Raw genomic sequence first — 15,064 nt, 5'->3', positions numbered from 1 at the left:
AAAGTTGAAGGAACCGGCGCAGGACTTGCTAAAACAGTTACGCCGCAGATTTTCCCAACCTGATGAAGCAAGATATATCAAAATTTTACAGCAGTTGCGAATTAAGGCAGGGTTGTGACCTGTATTGAGGAAATATCATTTCCATCAAATCAAAGGTTTATCTCTTTTCCGCAGGTTCATTAAGAAAATATTAATAGTTTTGAATGGTTTGTGTGGACAATTGCGCTCGTGATTCGGGTTTCATTTGCGACCATTTCGATGGTTTCAGCAATTTCGGAATTTGACCCATTGCCTTTTTTTGGCCTAAAAATTCCAAAACCTTGAAGAAGACGAGCGATGGCAGGTTGTTTGATTTTTGATCTTAGCCTGCTTTGACTTGCACCGCAGCTAGACCCGTATTGGTCATTTTTGGCCTTCGGATCGACTGCTTCAGTTAAGGGTCCTGAATATGAGACTGAGCCGTTGACGCGCGCTGGTAATTGGAAGCTGCCTGTATTGGCAGGACTGCTCGTAGCGCCCTTCGTAGTGACGGGCTGCACGACGACCGGCACCACAGCCAAGACCGAGAAGACGGCGGCCGTAAGTCACGTCAAGTCGGTCAACGGTGTCAAGACCTATACCTATACGGCAAGGGACAAGGAGTGCCTCGAGCGCGCCATGTTCTTCGAATCGAACCGCTCCAGTTCCGATGGTCTGATGGCTGTCGGCACGGTTGTGATGAACCGCCTCGCATCGGGCCGTTATCCCGATACGATTTGCGGCGTCGTCGGCCAGAAGAACCAGTTCGCGCCCGGCGTTCTCACCCGCAAGATGGAATCCAGCAAGCTGCCCGATGTTCAGGCCGCAGCCGACGCCGTGCTGAAAGGCCAGCGCCATCCGAAGCTGAAGAACGCCATGTTCTTCCATACGGCAGGCCTGAAGTTCCCCTACAACAACATGCACTATGTGCTGGTTGCCGGCGGTAATTCCTTCTACGAAAAACGCAATCGCGACGGTTCGTTGCAGAATCCGGTGCCGCAGGAACCATATAACCTCGCGCTCGCCTATTCGCCGCAATCGCCGTCGCTGCCGCAAGACCCGTCCTATGACGTGACCTTGCCGCAGGCGGGACCGGTTCCGGCAGCAGCGCCAACCGTACAGGTCGCGCTGGCGGATGCGTCCAAGATGGAAACCTCTGTGCGTGGCAGCGGCCTTGGACCGCAGGCGCGGGGCAATCGCCTTGCGCATAACAACGATGTAGCGACGGCGCAGCCGCAAATTCAGCAGGTCGCGTCCTATCAGCCGCAATTCGATACGTCGGCACCGGCAAGCCAGCCGCAATCGCTTGGCTATGCGGCGGCAGACCAGAAGCAGGTCGATGCAATCGGCGCATTGCTTCTGTCGCAGGACCGTCCGGAAACGCCTCTATAAGTTGAGTTGAACAGATTTGGTGCGGGCTAATCTTTCCGATTGGCCCGCATTTTTTATTTGAGTTCTGCATTCCATCGCTATTAGCGGGGACGAACCACGACCGGACGATAGATCGGCTGATAGAGCATGATGGGCTGATCGTAGAAATCGACGCGGTTTTCCCAGGCGCGGCGATCCGCCCGGCGGTCGAGATCGAGCCGCTGCAGACAGTTGGCAAATGCGTCGGTCCGTGGCTTGAAGCCATAGCCGAGACATGTCTGTTCGTCGGCGGCGCGGCGCTCTTCCGGTGTCATGGTGACACAACCAGCCAGCAGGCCTGCGAGCCCCAACAAAACAAGTAGTTTCCGGTTCATCGTCATTCGTCCTGTGTAACTGCCCGCTGCTTCAATAATAGCGCAGGTGCATGAAAAAGAGTGGTGAAATTATGCCGTTTGGTAAACTGATAACGAGAGTATAGAACTGATTCCAAACCGCGCTCTTTTTTTAAAGGGACGCGTCTTCGCATCAAAAGAGGTCCCGCAGCTCATGGCTCACGATATGCAAAATCCTGTCATCGATCCGGTAAAGCTCGAACGTCTGGCGGAAGTCGCCGTGCGCGTCGGCCTGCAATTGCGCGAGGGACAGGATCTGATCATCACGGCGCCGGTTGTCGCCCTGCCGCTGGTGCGGCTGATTGCCAAACACGCCTATAAGGCTGGCGCAGGTCTGGTGACGCCGTTCTTCGCCGATGATCAGATTGCGCTGGCCCGCTATGAAAACGCGCCCGATGCAAGCTTCGACCGCGCCGCGGACTGGCTCTATCAGGGTATGGCCAAGGCCTATTCGGAAGGTGCGGCGCGTCTTGCGATTGCTGCCGACAACCCGATGCTCCTGTCCAGCCAGGACGCCGCCAAGGTTTCGCGTGCCAATCGCGCAAATTCTAAGGCCTATCAGCCTGCGCTGGAAAAGATCGCGGGCTTCGATATCAACTGGAACATCGTTTCCTATCCAAATGTGGCATGGGCGAAGCTGATGTTCCCGAATGAGCCGGAAGAGGTTGCGACCCGCAAGCTGGCCGAAGCCATTTTTGCCGCTTCACGCGTGGATGTCGAAGATCCGATCGGCGCATGGGCCGCGCATAATGCAGCGCTTCGCACCCGCACCCGTTTCCTGAACGGCAAGGCTTATAGCGCTCTGAACTTCAAGGGCCCGGGCACGGACCTGACGGTCGGGCTTGCCGACGGCCACGAGTGGCACGGCGGCGCATCAACGGCGAAAAACGGCATTACCTGCAATCCGAATATTCCAACGGAAGAGGTTTTCACCACACCGCACGCCTTGCGCGTCGATGGTTATGTCGCCAGCACCAAGCCGCTTTCGCATCAGGGCACACTGATCGAGAATATCGCCGTGCGTTTCGAAGCGGGCCGGATTGTCGAAGCCAAGGCGAGCCGTGGTGAGGAAGTGCTGTCGAAGGTACTCGACACGGACGAAGGCGCGCGCAGGCTCGGCGAAGTGGCGCTGGTGCCGCATTCGTCGCCGATCTCGCAAAGCGGTCTCTTGTTCTACAACACGCTGTTCGACGAAAATGCTGCGAGCCATATCGCGCTCGGCCAGTGCTATTCCAAGTGCTTCATCGACGGCGCCAAGCTGACGCCGGAACAGATCAAGGCGCAGGGCGGCAATTCCAGCCTCATCCACATTGACTGGATGATCGGTTCCGGTGAAATCGACGTTGATGGCATCAAGGCCGATGGTAGCCGCGAGCCGGTGATGCGTCGCGGCGAATGGGTCAGCTGAAAATTCAACATACCGAACTGAAAAGGCCGGGAAATTTCCCGGCCTTCTTCATGATTGCGATGAGCTGAAGCCTCAATTCTTTTCCTGCACATGGGCTTCGAGGAACCACAGCGCCTTGTCCAGCGAGCGCGAAGCGGCGGTAAAAATATCCGCCGTGTTGTCGTCGCCCGCCTCGTCTGAATCCTTGATCGATTTGCGCAGAAGATTGGCGACATCGCCATAACGCTCGATCAGCGCGCCCAGATGATCGTGAACCGCATAAATATCGGTCGGATAGGGCTTCAGTTTCGTTTCCTTCACCACAATCTGCGATGTGCCATAGGCCGTTCCGCCAAGCTGCACCGCCCGTTCGGCAATGGTGTCGACGTGATCGTCAAGTTCGGTGCGGAAACCGTCGAGCATCTCGTGCACTGCAATAAATTGCGGTCCCTTGAGGTTCCAATGCGCCTGCTTGGTGATCAGTGCAAGATCGATGGTCGCAGCCAGATTTTCGTTCAGAAGCGCGACCATGGACGTCTTGGTGTTGGAAGGAAGATCGTTGCGGGTTGCATGCGTCGACTTATTGGACATTTTATCCTCATATCCTTTGCACAATCAGGCGCGAGCGATTGGCTGGCTCGCAGCTATTGGGAGAATCGCCAGCGTCGGGGCGGTCGAAAAGAGGCGCAAACGGAATCATCCCGCACCCGACGAAAAAACGCCTGTCAGCCGATTTTGTTCCGCAGAAAAAGATGAAAATGATAAGAACCGCTGCTCTTTGGCGATGAATTGGTGTCGGCTTCGGCACGGTTAGACTTGTCGCGGGGCCAATTCTCATTTACCCGGAAGTGCATGAAGATACTCGCCCTCGATACCGCCGCTTCCTATTGCGCCGCCGCCGTCTATGACGCTGGCCGCGATGTCGTTCTTGCTCAGATCAGCGAGAATATCGGCAAGGGGCACGCCGAAGTGCTGATGGATTATGTCGGGCGCGCGCTGGTCGAGGCAGGCGTGGCGATTAAGGATATTGATCGCGTGGCGGTGAATATCGGCCCCGGTTCTTTCACGGGCGTGCGCATCGGTGTTTCGGCGGCGCGAGGCTTTGCACTGGCGCTCGGGTCCCCGGCGATTGGCGTCACCGCCTTCGAGGCGCTGGCGGATGAGACAATTACACACATGCCGGGCAAGCCGGTAGCCGTCCTGCTCGACGCGCATCGCGGCGAGATTTACGCGCAGACATTCGATGCCAATGGTGCTGCCCTGTCCAAGCCATCGGTCCTGTCGCGGGAGGAAGCGGAAGCTTTTGCTGGCAATGCGCCCCTCGATACCGTGCTGGCCGGATCGGCAGCAAAGTCGATCAACGAGGCCTTGGGCGACAAGTTTGCGCTTGGTCCTGTCGAACCGACCGCCAATATCGCCACTTTCGCCCGCCTGGCAGCCGCGCGCGCGCCCGGTGATGCGCCGAAGCCGCTTTATATGCGCGGGCCTGATGCCAAGCCGCAGGTCGGGTTTGCATTGCCGCGCAGGCAGGCCGGAGAATAGGCGATGATGGGCTTGCCATTCGGTCGCTTCGGTCGCCGACAGGTTTCGGTGGAAGCGCTCAGCGCGCAGGACAGCCATGTGATCCAGCGCATTCATGCCGTCGCGTTTCACCATGGCTGGAGCTCGGATGATTTTCGCTCGCTGATCGCGCAGGATACGGTTTTCGGCTTTGTCGCCCGTGCGGAAGGCAAGCCCAATGACGCCTGCGGTTTCGTTCTGGCGCGGCTGGTTGCCGGAGAGGCGGAAATTCTCACCATCGCGGTTTCTCGCGATGTGCAACGGCAGGGTGTCGGTCGCGCGCTGATGGATGCGGTGTTGCGCTATCTCTATCAGGAACGGGCGGAAACGCTGTTTCTCGAAGTCGATGAAGCCAATGTCGCGGCGCAGGCGCTTTACCGGCGTCTCGGGTTTCAGAAGGTCGGTGATCGCCCGGCCTATTACGAAACCGCCAATGGGCGCTCGGCAGCGCTCGTTCTGCGCCGCGATCTGAAGAGACCGCAATGATCGGCGCGATCCGGGTCTTTCTCGTTCTCGCCGCCATGGTCATGCTGAGCCTGTCGCTGATCCCGGTTCAATATGTGTTTCTGAAACTCAGGAATGGCTGGAAACGCAGCCTGCCCAATTTTTTCCACCGCGTGATTGCGCGGTTGTTCGGCTTTCGGGTGCGCACCGTCGGCGAAATGCATCGCGGTCGCCCGTTGTTGCTGGTCGCCAATCATACGTCCTGGAGCGACATTGTTGTCCTGTCCTCGGTCGGACAGGTGTCGTTCATCGCCAAGTCCGAAGTGCGCAACTGGCCGATTTTCGGCATGTTCGCTGTTTTGCAGCGGACCGTTTTTGTCGAGCGCGAGCGGCGCGGCAAGACTGGCGAACAAACCTCTGAAATCGCCACGCGGATGAGCGAGGGAGATGCCATGGTGCTGTTTCCCGAAGGCACGACCTCCGATGGCAATCGCGTCTTGCCGTTCAAGACGGCACTTTTCGGTGCAGCCCATGCGGCGATCAGGGAAGCCGGTGTGCCGGAAGTGCTCGTGCAGCCGGTCGCCATCGCCTATACCGGCGTGCATGGCATGGCCATGGGGCGCTATTTTCGCCCGATTGCATCCTGGCCGGGCGATGTCGAGTTGATGCCGCATCTGAAAGGTATCCTGCGCGAAGGCGCCATCGATGTTGAAATCCGCTTCGGCGAGCCGATGGTTGTCACGGCAGCCACAGACCGCAAGATGCTGGCCCGCACCATGGAAAGCCGGGTGCGCACACTTTTGCAAAGCGCACTTCTGGGCCGTGAGATTTCGGAAGAGTAACCAGCATTTTCAGCAAAAGTGCGAAGCGGTTTTGCGTTCGAAAATGCGATAGTGAAAAAGCCGATCAGTTTGTCACCTTCCAAAGCGGCGACAAAAGCTGTAGATAGCCCCGCATGAGCGAAAACATCACCGATATTGTGCCAGCGGCAGACCACGCCGATACGCGTTCGAATACGCGCAAGGTTTTTGTCAAAACCTATGGCTGCCAGATGAATGTCTATGACAGCCAGCGCATGGCCGACAGCCTTGCAGCGGAAGGCTATGTCGCGACCGATACGCCGGACGATGCCGATCTGGTGCTGCTGAACACCTGCCATATCCGCGAAAAGGCCTCGGAAAAGCTCTATTCCGCGCTGGGACGCCTGCGCAAGATGAAGGACGCGCGGCAAGCCAATGGCAAGGAACTGACCATCGGTGTTGCTGGCTGCGTGGCACAGGCCGAAGGACAGGAAATTCTGCGCCGAGCGCCGAATGTCGATCTGGTGATCGGACCGCAGACCTATCATCGCCTGCCCAATGCGCTGGCGCGCGTTCGCGGCGGCGAAAAGGTCGTCGAGACCGAATATGCGCTTGAAGACAAGTTTGAACATCTGCCGTCGCCGAAGCGCGAGGAAACCCGCAAGCGCGGCGTTTCTGCTTTTCTGACGGTGCAGGAAGGCTGCGACAAGTTCTGCACCTTCTGCGTGGTGCCCTACACGCGCGGTTCGGAAGTGTCGCGCAGCGTCAAACAGATCGTGGCCGAAGCGGAACGCCTTGCCGATGGCGGTGTGCGGGAACTGACCCTGCTCGGCCAGAACGTCAATGCCTGGCATGGCGAGGGCGACGATGGCCGCGAATGGGGGCTGGGCGAATTATTGTTCCGCCTCGCGCGTATTCCGGGTGTTGCGCGCCTGCGTTATACGACCAGCCATCCGCGCGATATGGATGACAGCCTGATCGCCGCGCATCGCGACCTGCGCCAGCTAATGCCTTATCTACATCTGCCGGTGCAGTCCGGCTCGGACCGTATTCTCAAGGCGATGAACCGCCGCCACAAGGCGGACGAATATCGACGCCTGATCGAGCGCATCCGTGACGTGCGTCCGGATATGGCGCTGTCGGGCGATTTCATTGTCGGCTTCCCCGGCGAGACCGATCAGGATTTCGAAGATACGATGCAGCTGGTGCGCGATGTGAATTACGCGCAGGCCTATTCCTTCAAATATTCGCCACGTCCCGGCACGCCCGGCGCGGATCTGTCCGGTCATGTGGACGAAGCGGTGAAAGACGAGCGGCTTCAGCGCCTGCAGGCTTTGCTGTCGGAACAGCAATATGCGTTTCAGGAATCCATGATCGGTCGCGAGATGGACGTGCTTTTAGAAAAGCCCGGCCGTCAGGCGGGGCAGATGGTGGGACGCTCGCCCTGGCTCCTTCCGGTGATCATCGATGACAACAATGATCAGGTCGGCGACATTATTCATGTGAAAATCACCTCCACTGGGACCAATAGCCTTATTGCGCAAAAACTGGCGTGAAGGCATGATACCGTTCAGGCAGATGGTTCGGCGCTTGAGTCTCGTGCCGATAATCCTGTCGGGCCGATGATCCCGTCGGAACTGTGATTGCAATGCGTGAACTCTTGAGGAGATACGGTTGAGCGCCACGGAAAAGCTGAGACCTGCCAAGCCAACCACTCTAACGCAAAAAAGCCCGACTACCGGGGCCTCGGATATGGCCCATATTGTGCTCACTTTCGAGAGCAACCGCCTGGCCAGTGCGCTTTACGGTCAGTTCGACGAAAATCTGGCACGGATCGAGCAAAAGCTCGGTGTCGATGTTCGCTCCAAGGGCAACCAGCTCTCGATCCGGGGCGAACCGACCGCGACCGAACAGGCGCGCCGCACGCTCGATCATCTTTATGAAACCGTGCAGAAAGGTCATGAACTGACGGCATCGGATGTCGATGGCGCCTTGCGCATGGCCATTGCCGCCGATGATCAGCTGGATCTGCCGACGATGGAAAACAAGGGCAAGCTGTCTGCTGCCCAGATTTCCACGCGCAAGAAGACGATTTTTGCGCGCACCCCGACGCAGGACGCCTATATGCGGGCGCTCGACCGTTCCGAACTGGTGTTCGGTGTCGGTCCTGCCGGTACAGGCAAGACCTATCTGGCCGTCGCCCATGCAGCCATGCTTTTGGAACGTGGTCTGGTGGAGCGGATCATCCTGTCCCGCCCGGCTGTTGAAGCGGGTGAACGCCTGGGCTTTCTGCCGGGTGACATGAAGGAAAAGGTCGATCCCTATCTGCGTCCGCTCTATGACGCGCTTTACGACATGATGCCCGCCGAAAAGGTCGAGCGGGCCATCACGGCAGGCGTCATCGAAATCGCGCCGCTGGCCTTTATGCGCGGGCGCACGCTGGCCCATTCGGCGGTGATCCTCGATGAGGCGCAGAACACGACATCCATGCAGATGAAAATGTTCCTGACGCGTCTTGGTGAAGGATCGCGGATGATCGTGACGGGCGATCCGAGCCAGATCGATCTTCCACCCGGTCAGAAATCCGGGCTTGTCGAAGCGCTTCGCGTGCTGGACGATGTGGAAAGCGTCATCAAGGTGCGGTTCACCCAAAAAGACGTGGTGCGTCATCCGCTGGTGGCGGCAATCGTCAACGCCTATGACCGCGATGCGAAAACGCATGTCCAGCAGCCGGTCCGTCCGGAATAAGAGGACTTGTAATCGGTCGTTAGAACTACGATCTAAAAAATGCTGTCTGCCTTTTTGGGGCAGACGGCTTTCGAACAACTGAAAGGACGAAGCGGCTTGCTGTCCGGGAAGCCGCCGCAGAACGTGTCAGACAACGCGATCCATATCGATATCACCATTGAAGCTGGCAACTGGCCGGATGAAACAACACTCGAAGGACTTGTCAGAAAGTCTGTCGAGGCGGCATGGGCCAATCTGGGCCTCAAGGATGCCGACAGCGAATTGAGCATCGTCTTTACCGACGATGCGTCCATTCAGGAGCTGAACGCCGAATGGCGCGGCAAGGACAAGCCTACCAATGTGTTGTCGTTTCCCGCGTTTCCGGTCAAGGCCGGGAACCAACCGGGACCAATGCTGGGCGACATTGTCATCGCCCGCGAAACCGTGGAGCGTGAAGCGGTTGAAGAAGGCAAGCCTCTTGACCATCACCTCTCACACCTTGTCGTGCATGGCTTCCTGCATCTGTTGGGCTATGATCATGAAACCGACGAGGAAGCAGAGGAAATGGAACGCCGCGAGGTCGAGATTCTTCATGCTATTGCCATCCCGGACCCTTATGCTGTATCCCAAGAGACCATTAACAACGATTGACCATGGCTGATCAAACCTCACAACCTCCGTCCGCGGGCGAGAATCGCAGCGAGACCCAAGACGCCGAAGGGCAAAGTACGCAGCGACCGGTAGCGGTCGAAAAGCGTTCCCTTCTGTCGAATATTTTCCCTTTCATCCGCTCGCGGCAGCAATCTTCCTTGCGTGAAGATCTGGCCGACGCCTTGTCCAGCACGGCAAGCGAACAGGATTCCGCCTTCTCGCCCGAAGAAAAGGCGATGCTGCACAATATCCTGCGCCTGCGTGAAATCCGCGTCGAAGACGTGATGATTCCGCGCGCGGATGTCGAGGCCGTGGAAATTTCCACGCCGCTTTGGGAAGTGCTGGAACTCTTCGAGGAATCCGGCCATTCCCGTATGCCGGTCTATGCCGAAACGCTGGATGATCCGCGCGGCATGATCCATATCCGCGACGTTTTGAATTTCATCACGCGTCAGGCGCGCCAGAAAACGCGCCGCCGCACGACGGCCAAGACGCCTGCTGCGGCGACGCCGCCGAAATTCGATATGAGCCGCATTGATCTCACCAAGACGATCGGCGAGCTCAACCTCATGCGCAAGGTGCTGTTCGTGCCGCCATCGATGATGGCGAGCGGCCTGATGGCCCGCATGCAGGCAACCCATATCCAGATGGCGCTGGTCATCGACGAATATGGCGGCACCGATGGTCTCGTCTCGCTGGAAGATATTGTCGAAATGGTTGTCGGCGATATTGAAGACGAGCATGACGACGAAGAAATCATGATCGCCGAGGAAGCCGATGGCGTGTTCGTCGTCGATGCGCGCGCCGATCTGGACGAATTCGCGGCAAAGATCGGCCCGTCTTTCGCGGTGGGCGAACATGGCGAGGATGTCGATACGGTTGGCGGCCTGATCTTCTCCGTATTGGGCCGGATTCCGGTTCGCGGTGAAGTGGTGCAGGCCGTGCCCGGCTATGAATTCCACGTGCTGGAGGTTGATCCGCGCCGCGTGAAGAAGGTGCGCATCGTGCCGCTTTCCGCCGCTGACCGCCGCAGGCAACAGCGTGCCGTTGTTACCACCAAGCCTGAAGAGCAGTCTCCGGCTACCGCCGAAGACACTGAAACCTTCAAAGAGGCCTGATGATCGAACGGCTTGCGGGCAGGATCATTCTTTCAAGCGGCTGGCGTCGTGCGCTGGCCGCTTTTTTGAGTGGCGCCTTCGCGACACTGACCCAGCCGCCTTTTGATCTCTTCATCGCCGGTTTCATTTCCTTTCCGATCCTCGTCTGGCTGATCGACGGCGCTTTGGCGCGCGCCGATGCTGGCCCGATCCGGCGTATTCTGCCCGCGGCAATGGTCGGGTGGTGGTTCGGCTTCGGCTATTTCGTCTCGGGCCTCTGGTGGATCGGGACGGCTCTTCTGGTCGATGCAGACGAGTTTGCCTGGGCCCTGCCGCTGGCAGTGCTGGGCCTGCCCGCCTTTCTGGCGATTTTCTATGCCTTTGCGACCATGGTTGCGCGCATTTTCTGGTCTGACGGGCTTGGAAGGATTTTTGCGCTTGCCTTCGGCTTTGCGCTTGCAGAATGGTTGCGCACCTTCCTGCTGACCGGCTTCCCGTGGAACGCTATCGGCTATGCGGCCATGCCGGTGCCGCTGCTGATGCAGTCGGTCGCGGTGGTCGGCCTTGTGGGCATGAGCGCGCTTGCCGTGTTCATCTTCGCATCGCCCGCATTGCTGATCGGCGGACGGCTTGCAAAAAGCGGTATCGCCCTCGCCATTCTTCTTGCTGCAACCCATGTCGGCTTTGGCGCATGGACACTTTCGCGCGCGCCAGCCGTGGGCGACGAAAAGGGCAACATCAATATCCGCATCGTGCAGCCCTCCATTCCGCAGACCATGAAATGGGACAATGCCGCGCGCCGCTCGATCTTCGACAAGCTGATTGCGCTGACGGCCGAGCCGCCCGCTGATGGCAAGCTGCGCCCCGATGTCGTCATATGGCCTGAAACGGCAGTGCCCTATATTCTGACGTCGACACCGGAAGCGCTGGCCCAGATCGGCAATACATTGCAGGACGGTCAGGTGCTGTTGACCGGCGCCGTGCGCGAAGAGCGGGCCGCAGGCAATGGCGAGCCGCGCTATTACAATTCCATATATTCGATCAACGACCGGGGCGAGATCACCGACGCTACCGACAAGGTGCATCTTGTTCCATTCGGCGAATATCTGCCGTTGGAAAGCCTTCTGCGGGGGCTTGGACTTCAGGAAGTGGTGAAAATGCCGGGCGGCTTTACCGCCGGTTCCTCACGGCGTCTCCTGAATGTGAGGCCGGGCCAGACGCTCCTGCCGCTTATCTGCTACGAGGCGATTTTCCCGGATGAGCTGGGCGTTTCGGGGCCGGAAACAAGCGCGCCCAAAGCAATCGTCAACGTCACGAATGATGGCTGGTATGGCAACACGCCGGGGCCTTATCAGCACTTCCGGCAGGCGCAGGTTCGCGCCGTGGAGCAAGGCCTGCCGCTCGTGCGTGCGGCCAATAACGGGCTTTCGGCGGTAACGGATTCCTACGGTCGAATCACTGAAGGTCTCGCGCTGGACGCTGTCGGCGTTGTAGATGCTTCCCTACCGTCAGTTCGTGCACCATTTTGGAGCACAGCGCCGGGATCGAAACAGACGATATCGATCCTGTTAACCTTACTCTTTGTCAACGTCGCTTTCAGGGTGTCATTCCGCAGGCGTTTTCATTGACACGGCAATTTTGTTAAGATGTTATACCGGCGCGGTGACGGTTCCCACGTGCGAAGTCGTGCGAAACGCGTCAGACTACCTCCCACAACGTGATGTTATCCCTGTTCAGATGAACAGTACATGAATGAAAGCTCGCAGCCGCGAGGAGTGACAGCTGTATGATTGAGAATAAAAAGAAGCCCAACCCAATCGACGTACACGTCGGCAGCCGCATTCGTCTCCGCCGCAACATGCTAGGCCTCAGTCAGGAAAAGCTTGGCGAAAATCTGGGCATCACGTTTCAGCAGATTCAAAAATACGAGAAGGGCACCAATCGCGTCGGTGCCAGCCGCCTGCAGGCGATCTCAGCCATTCTCAATGTACCGGTTTCCTTTTTCTTCGAAGACGCACCGGGATCAAACCCCGTCGGCCAGGAAGGCTTTGCGGAAGATAACGAAGCGACCTATGTGGTCGATTTCCTGAATTCGAACGAAGGCGTCCAGCTCACACGGGCGTTCACGAAAATTTCAGATCCGAAAGTTCGCCGGAAAATCATCGATCTGGTGAAGTCGCTGGCAGCAGACGCCGAGTAAGTCACTCCCCTTTACGCCTGTTTTCTGGCGATTCATGCGCCTTTTCCCCTTTTGACGGTGGCTTTTCGACCTTGGGAAATGAATTTTTCCAACCGCGCCCTGTCGCAATACGAAAATGCATTGACGGTTCGATCCCAACTTCGCTAACACTTTGACGCGCCCGGAAAGTTCCGGGCGCTACTGTGTTTCCTAGGCGGAGATGTCCTCCGTTGGATTTTCAAGAGGGGTTACCCGTGTCGCGCAGTTCTTATCTCTTCACCAGCGAATCTGTGTCTGAAGGACACCCGGACAAGGTTTGCGATCGTATCTCCGATGAAATCGTCGACATGGTCTACAAGGAAGCGCGCCGCACCGGCGTGGATCCGTGGTCTGTCCGCGTCGCCTGCGAAACGCTTGCCACCACCAACCGCGTGGTGATTGCCGGTGAAGTGCGCGTGCCGGAGACTTTCCTGAAGAAGAATAAGGACGGCTCGATCGCCAGGGACGCCGCTGGCCATCCGCTGATCAATCCTGCCCGCTTCCGTTCGGCAGCCCGTAAGGCGATCCGCGAAATCGGTTACGAGCAGGACGGCTTCCACTGGAAGACGGTCAAGATCGACGTGCTTCTGCACCCGCAGTCTGCCGACATCGCGCAGGGCGTCGATAATGCCGCCGACCGTCAGGGCGAAGAAGGTGCGGGCGATCAGGGTATCATGTTCGGCTATGCTTGCCGCGAAACCCCGGATCTGATGCCAGCGCCGATCTATTATTCGCACAAGATTCTCGAAAAGCTGTCCGAAGCCCGCCATAAGGGCGAAGGCGATGCGGGCAAGCTTGGCCCGGACGCCAAGAGCCAGGTCACGGTGCGTTACGAAAACGGCAAGGCTGCGGAAGTTACGCAGATTGTGCTCTCGACGCAGCATCTGGATGCCAGCTGGGATTCGAAGAAGGTTCGTTCGGTTGTCGAGCCCTATATCCGCGACGCGCTGGGCGAGCTGCCGATTGCAGCCACCTGCAACTGGTACATCAACCCGACCGGCAAATTCGTCATTGGCGGCCCGGACGGTGACGCAGGCCTGACGGGCCGCAAGATCATCGTCGACACTTACGGTGGTGCGGCTCCGCATGGCGGCGGCGCATTCTCCGGCAAGGACACCACCAAGGTTGACCGCTCGGCTGCCTATGCAGCGCGTTATCTGGCCAAGAATGTCGTGGCGGCAAATCTTGCCGACCGCTGCACGATCCAGCTTGCCTACGCCATCGGCGTTGCGCAGCCGCTTTCGGTCTATGTCGATCTGCACGGCACCGGCAAGGTTGCGGAATCCGCTGTTGAAGAAGCGCTGCGTGAAGTGATGGACCTGTCGCCGACCGGCATCCGCAAGCATCTCGACCTCAACAAGCCGATCTATGCCAAGACTTCGTCTTACGGTCATTTTGGCCGCAAGCCGGGCCGTGACGGTTCCTTCTCCTGGGAGAAGACCGACCTCACCAAGGCACTCAAAGCGTCTGTCGCTTAAAGCCTGTTCCAAAAGTTGCATCACAGGCCGCTTGGCGTTATGTGTCTTGCAAATATCAAAGAGCGCGGTCATTGACCGCGCTCTTCGCTTATTCTGACGGATAAAACATGACCGAAGAAACCCATCCTCTGCGCGGTGCCGGAAACTTTTTTGGCCGTCGTCACGGCAAGCCGCTGCGCAGCCATCAGCGGAACCTGTTCGAGGACCTTCTGCCCGAGCTGAAGCTCGACCTTGCCAAGCCTGCGCCGCAGGATCTGCGCGCGTTGTTCCCCGTCGCGGTTGACGCGGTGCGCATGGAAATCGGCTTTGGCGGCGGCGAACATCTTCATCATGAAACGGGCCGCTATCCGCAGACAGGCTTCATCGGCGTCGAGCCTTTCGTCAACGGCATGGCCAAGATGCTGGCGGCGCTCGATCAGGAGCCGCGCCCCAATATGCGGCTTTACGATGAGGACGCGACGGCGGTTCTCGACTGGCTGCCGGATGCATCTCTGACCGGTATCGACCTGTTCTATCCCGACCCCTGGCACAAGCGCCGCCACTGGAAGCGCCGTTTTGTCAGCGACGCCAATCTGGATCGTTTTGCCCGCATTTTGAAACCCGGCGCAAAATTCCGCTTCGCGTCGGATATCGAGCATTATGTGAACTGGACGCTGCAACATTGCCGCCGTCACGATGCTTTTGACTGGCAAGCGGAAGGTCCGGCGGACTGGAACGACGCCTATGAAGGGTGGCCCGGAACGCGTTATGAAGCGAAGGCCTTCCGCGAGGGCCGCAAGGCTGCCTACCTGACACTTATCCGACGTTGAAATTCTAGAGCGGTTCCGATCATAACGGTATCGTGGAACCGCTCTATCTATCTGTTTTTACGCATTATCCTACGCAAAACCGCTGCGCACTTTTGCTGGAAAATGCTCTAGA

Annotated in this window: 15 protein-coding genes; 13 read left to right on the top strand and 2 right to left on the bottom strand. The window is 58.2% G+C overall.

All coding sequences use genetic code 11. From position 1 onward, the window contains the following. Positions 1 to 462 precede the first annotated feature (462 nt). Positions 463 to 1,410 carry a cell wall hydrolase gene (locus WIX40_RS13890; RefSeq protein WP_109370091.1) on the top strand — a complete coding sequence of 316 codons (948 nt, stop codon included), beginning with the start codon at positions 463 to 465 and terminating at the stop codon, positions 1,408 to 1,410. A gap of 80 nt (positions 1,411 to 1,490) precedes the next feature. On the opposite strand, the gene WIX40_RS13885 is transcribed toward WIX40_RS13890, so the two are convergent. Further along, entirely contained in the window at positions 1,491 to 1,769 is a 279-nt protein-coding gene (locus WIX40_RS13885) for a hypothetical protein (RefSeq protein ID WP_121536978.1), read from the bottom strand. 166 nt (positions 1,770 to 1,935) lie between these two features. On the opposite strand from WIX40_RS13885, the gene WIX40_RS13880 reads away from it, so the two are divergent. Then, complete coding sequence (locus WIX40_RS13880) at positions 1,936 to 3,189, top strand: aminopeptidase (RefSeq protein WP_339440272.1); 1,254 nt, start codon at positions 1,936 to 1,938, stop codon at positions 3,187 to 3,189. A 72-nt stretch (positions 3,190 to 3,261) separates the two neighbouring features. On the opposite strand, the gene dps is transcribed toward WIX40_RS13880, so the two are convergent. After that, positions 3,262 to 3,759: a DNA starvation/stationary phase protection protein Dps gene (gene dps / locus WIX40_RS13875; RefSeq protein ID WP_339440271.1), complete on the bottom strand. Its 498-nt coding sequence runs from the start codon at positions 3,757 to 3,759 to the stop codon at positions 3,262 to 3,264. 261 nt (positions 3,760 to 4,020) lie between these two features. On the opposite strand from dps, the gene tsaB reads away from it, so the two are divergent. The 11 genes from tsaB (at position 4,021) to trmB (ending at position 14,952) form a co-directional block, all read left to right on the top strand. Further along, positions 4,021 to 4,710, top strand: a complete 690-nt coding sequence (gene tsaB / locus WIX40_RS13870) for a tRNA (adenosine(37)-N6)-threonylcarbamoyltransferase complex dimerization subunit type 1 TsaB (RefSeq protein WP_339440270.1) — start codon at positions 4,021 to 4,023, stop codon at positions 4,708 to 4,710. Positions 4,711 to 4,713: 3 nt separating this feature from the next. Next, positions 4,714 to 5,214 carry a ribosomal protein S18-alanine N-acetyltransferase gene (rimI, locus tag WIX40_RS13865; protein ID WP_109370096.1) on the top strand — a complete coding sequence of 167 codons (501 nt, stop codon included), beginning with the start codon at positions 4,714 to 4,716 and terminating at the stop codon, positions 5,212 to 5,214. Further along, on the top strand, positions 5,211 to 6,014 hold the full coding sequence (gene olsA, locus WIX40_RS13860) for a lyso-ornithine lipid O-acyltransferase (RefSeq protein ID WP_339440269.1): 804 nt from the start codon (positions 5,211 to 5,213) through the stop codon (positions 6,012 to 6,014). Before rimI ends, olsA begins: the two co-directional genes overlap by 4 nt. Before the next feature lie 113 nt (positions 6,015 to 6,127). Beyond that, the gene (gene miaB, locus WIX40_RS13855) at positions 6,128 to 7,528 is read left to right on the top strand and encodes a tRNA (N6-isopentenyl adenosine(37)-C2)-methylthiotransferase MiaB (protein ID WP_339440268.1); all 1,401 of its coding nucleotides are present in this window, start codon (positions 6,128 to 6,130) and stop codon (positions 7,526 to 7,528) included. A gap of 118 nt (positions 7,529 to 7,646) precedes the next feature. Next, entirely contained in the window at positions 7,647 to 8,720 is a 1,074-nt protein-coding gene (locus tag WIX40_RS13850; RefSeq protein ID WP_339440266.1) for a PhoH family protein, read from the top strand. Positions 8,721 to 8,843: 123 nt separating this feature from the next. Then, the gene (ybeY, locus tag WIX40_RS13845) at positions 8,844 to 9,350 is read left to right on the top strand and encodes an rRNA maturation RNase YbeY (protein WP_121537432.1); all 507 of its coding nucleotides are present in this window, start codon (positions 8,844 to 8,846) and stop codon (positions 9,348 to 9,350) included. Positions 9,351 to 9,352: 2 nt separating this feature from the next. After that, positions 9,353 to 10,468 (top strand): hemolysin family protein, encoded by a 1,116-nt coding sequence (locus WIX40_RS13840; protein ID WP_109370100.1) that lies wholly within the window; start codon positions 9,353 to 9,355, stop codon positions 10,466 to 10,468. After that, complete coding sequence (gene lnt / locus WIX40_RS13835) at positions 10,468 to 12,075, top strand: apolipoprotein N-acyltransferase (RefSeq protein ID WP_339440264.1); 1,608 nt, start codon at positions 10,468 to 10,470, stop codon at positions 12,073 to 12,075. Before WIX40_RS13840 ends, lnt begins: the two co-directional genes overlap by 1 nt. A 158-nt stretch (positions 12,076 to 12,233) precedes the next feature. Then, positions 12,234 to 12,647: a helix-turn-helix domain-containing protein gene (locus WIX40_RS13830; RefSeq protein ID WP_078337717.1), complete on the top strand. Its 414-nt coding sequence runs from the start codon at positions 12,234 to 12,236 to the stop codon at positions 12,645 to 12,647. Between the two features lie 233 nt (positions 12,648 to 12,880). Next, entirely contained in the window at positions 12,881 to 14,143 is a 1,263-nt protein-coding gene (metK, locus tag WIX40_RS13825) for a methionine adenosyltransferase (RefSeq protein ID WP_109370102.1), read from the top strand. Positions 14,144 to 14,250: 107 nt separating this feature from the next. Further along, complete coding sequence (trmB, locus tag WIX40_RS13820) at positions 14,251 to 14,952, top strand: tRNA (guanine(46)-N(7))-methyltransferase TrmB (RefSeq protein ID WP_339440262.1); 702 nt, start codon at positions 14,251 to 14,253, stop codon at positions 14,950 to 14,952. Positions 14,953 to 15,064: the final 112 nt, after the last annotated feature.

Origin of the sequence: Ochrobactrum teleogrylli, from assembly GCF_037482325.1 — a bacterium.
Taxonomy (GTDB): Bacteria; Pseudomonadota; Alphaproteobacteria; order Rhizobiales; family Rhizobiaceae; genus Brucella; species Brucella teleogrylli.
The sequence above is the reverse complement of the archived record's forward strand: the minus strand, read 5'-3'. Positions and strand labels throughout refer to the sequence as shown.